We start from the raw sequence: 2170 nt of genomic DNA on the forward strand, positions 1-2170 counted from the left end.
GTGGATCGCCTGGGCAACGCGCCGTGGCTGGACGCCGCCGCCTCGCCGTCGCTGGGCGCGCGCCTGCATGCGCAGGTGGTCGCGCTGACCTCTGCTGATCTCTACCTGCTGGTTGCCGTGGTCGCTGTCGCGTTGATCGCGCTGATTCCATGGCTGCCCACCCGCATCTTCCCGCCACGCGCCGTGGCTTGAACTCCAGGATCTTCCCCATGACCGACACCCGAAAACACGTCCCCTTCGTCATCGCCGCAGGCGTGCTGGTGCTTGCCGTCGGCGGCTGGCTGCTGCTGCGCGACGGCCGCCACCAGCGCACCAACAATGCGTATGTCACCGCTGATTTCACCGTGGTGGCGCCCAAGGTGGCCGGCTTCGTCAGCGAGGTGCGCGTGGCCGACAACCAGCCGGTCAAGGCCGGCGACGTGCTGGCCCGCATCGATGACCGCGACTACCAGGTGGCCCTGACCGCCGCGCGTGCCGACCTGGCCAATGCGCGTGCGCAGCTGGCCAATGCGCAGGCCGCGCTGGCCCAGCAGGATTCGCTGATCGACCAGGCGCGCGCCACGCTGGATGTGAGCCAGTCCGAACTGACCTTGGCCCAGGCCGACCAGCAGCGGTACGGCGCGCTGGCCCGCGACGGCGCCGGTACCGTGCAGAACGCGCAGCAGGCACAGTCGCGCCAGGCCGTGGCCAGCGCGCACCTGCACCAGGGGCGGGCGGCGCTGCTGACCGCACGCCAGCGCACCGGCATTCTCACTGCTGGCGTGCAGGCCGCGCAGGCGGCGGTGCAACGCGCCGAAGCGGCGCAGGCGCGGGCCGAACTGGACCTGTCGCACACCGAACTGCGCGCGCCGATCGACGGCGTGGTCGGCCGTCGCGCGATCCGCGTGGGCGCCTACCTCACCCCGGGCACGGCGGTGCTGGCGGTGGTGCCGCTGCAGCAGGCGTTCGTGGTGGCCAACTTCCAGGAAACCCAGCTCACCCGCATGCATGCCGGGCAGGTGGTGGACCTGCGGGTGGACATGTTCCCCGGCCAGCCGTTGCGCGGCCACATCGACAGCATCGCCCCGGCCACGGGCGTGACCTTCGCGGCGGTGGCCCCGGAAAACGCCACCGGCAACTTCACCAAGGTGGTGCAGCGGGTGCCGGTGAAGATCGTGCTCGACAAGGACCAGCCGTTGCTCGGCCAGCTGCGCGCGGGCATGTCGGTGGAGGCCAGCGTCGACCTGGACAGCGGCCGTCGCGGCCTGGAAGGAGAGGGCGCATGACCGGCAAGGCCACGTGGCGTGTGTTTCCGCTGGGTCTGCTATGTGTGGCGTTGACGGCCTGCACGCTGGGTCCCGACTTCGTGCGCCCGACCGCGCAGCTGCCCGCCGGGTGGCAGGGCGCTGCGGTCAGCGCGGACGCCCTGGCCAGCGATGCACAGTGGTGGGCCGGCTTCGAGGATCCCACCCTGGCCGCGTTGGCCGCGCAGGCGCTGCAGGCCAACCTGGACATCCAGCTGGCCGCCAACCGCGTGCAGCAGAGCCGTGCCGCGCGCGGCATCGTCGCGGCCGACCGCGCGCCCGCGGTGAGTGCCAGCGCCAGCGGCGTACGGGCACGCAACAGCGAAGTGGGCCTCAACGATCCGTCCGGCAACGGCGGGCGGGAGGATTACGGCCTGTTCCAGGCGGGTATCGGCATGAGCTGGGAGCTGGACCTGTGGGGCAGCGTGCGGCGCCAGGTGGAGGCAGCCGACGCGCGCATCCAGATCGCCGATGAGGACGCCCATGCGGTGCAGACCGCCGTGCTGGCCGAAACCGCGCGTGACTACCTGCAGCTGCGTGCGACCCGCCAGCTGCTGGCCATCACCGAGGACAACCTGCGCATTGCACGCGACATCGCGCGATTGACCCGCGTGCGCCAAACGCAGGGCGTGGCCAGCACACTGCAGGTGGCCAGTGCCGCCGCCCAGGTGGCAGCGCTGGAGGCCCGCCTGGTGCCGTTGCGGCACCGTGATGCGCAGCTACGTAATGCTTTGGCGATGCTGCTGGCCCAACCTCCGCAGGCGCTGGATGCGCGCTTGGCCGACATCCGCCGCGACTGGCCGGCATTGCCCGCCATGGCCACCGGACTGCCCAGCGAACTGGCCGAGCGCCGCCCGGACATCCGGCGCGCCGAGGCAGCCCTGCAT

2 protein-coding genes and 1 pseudogene are annotated in these 2170 nt (G+C 71.7%); all 3 read left to right on the forward strand.

The annotated features are described in order from the left end of the window. Positions 1–192: pseudogene (locus DBR34_RS22195) on the forward strand (EmrB/QacA family drug resistance transporter); the annotation flags it as partial. A gap of 17 nt (positions 193–209) precedes the next feature. Beyond that, on the forward strand, positions 210–1265 hold the full coding sequence (locus DBR34_RS05675) for an HlyD family secretion protein (protein ID WP_128096046.1): 1056 nt from the start codon (positions 210–212) through the stop codon (positions 1263–1265). Next, on the forward strand, positions 1262–2170 hold a 909-nt coding region (locus DBR34_RS22200; RefSeq protein ID WP_258223696.1), incomplete at its 3' end, for a TolC family protein. The genes DBR34_RS05675 and DBR34_RS22200, both read left to right, overlap by 4 nt.

Source organism: Stenotrophomonas sp. HMWF003 (assembly GCF_003061285.1).
In the GTDB taxonomy this organism is placed as follows: Bacteria; Pseudomonadota; Gammaproteobacteria; order Xanthomonadales; family Xanthomonadaceae; genus Stenotrophomonas; species Stenotrophomonas maltophilia_AP.

What these genes read in the sequence shown, in the direction of transcription:
- DBR34_RS05675 (WP_128096046.1), top strand. Translation starts at nt 210, where the DNA reads ATGACCGACACCCGAAAACACGTCCCCTTCGTCATCGCCGCAGGCGTG.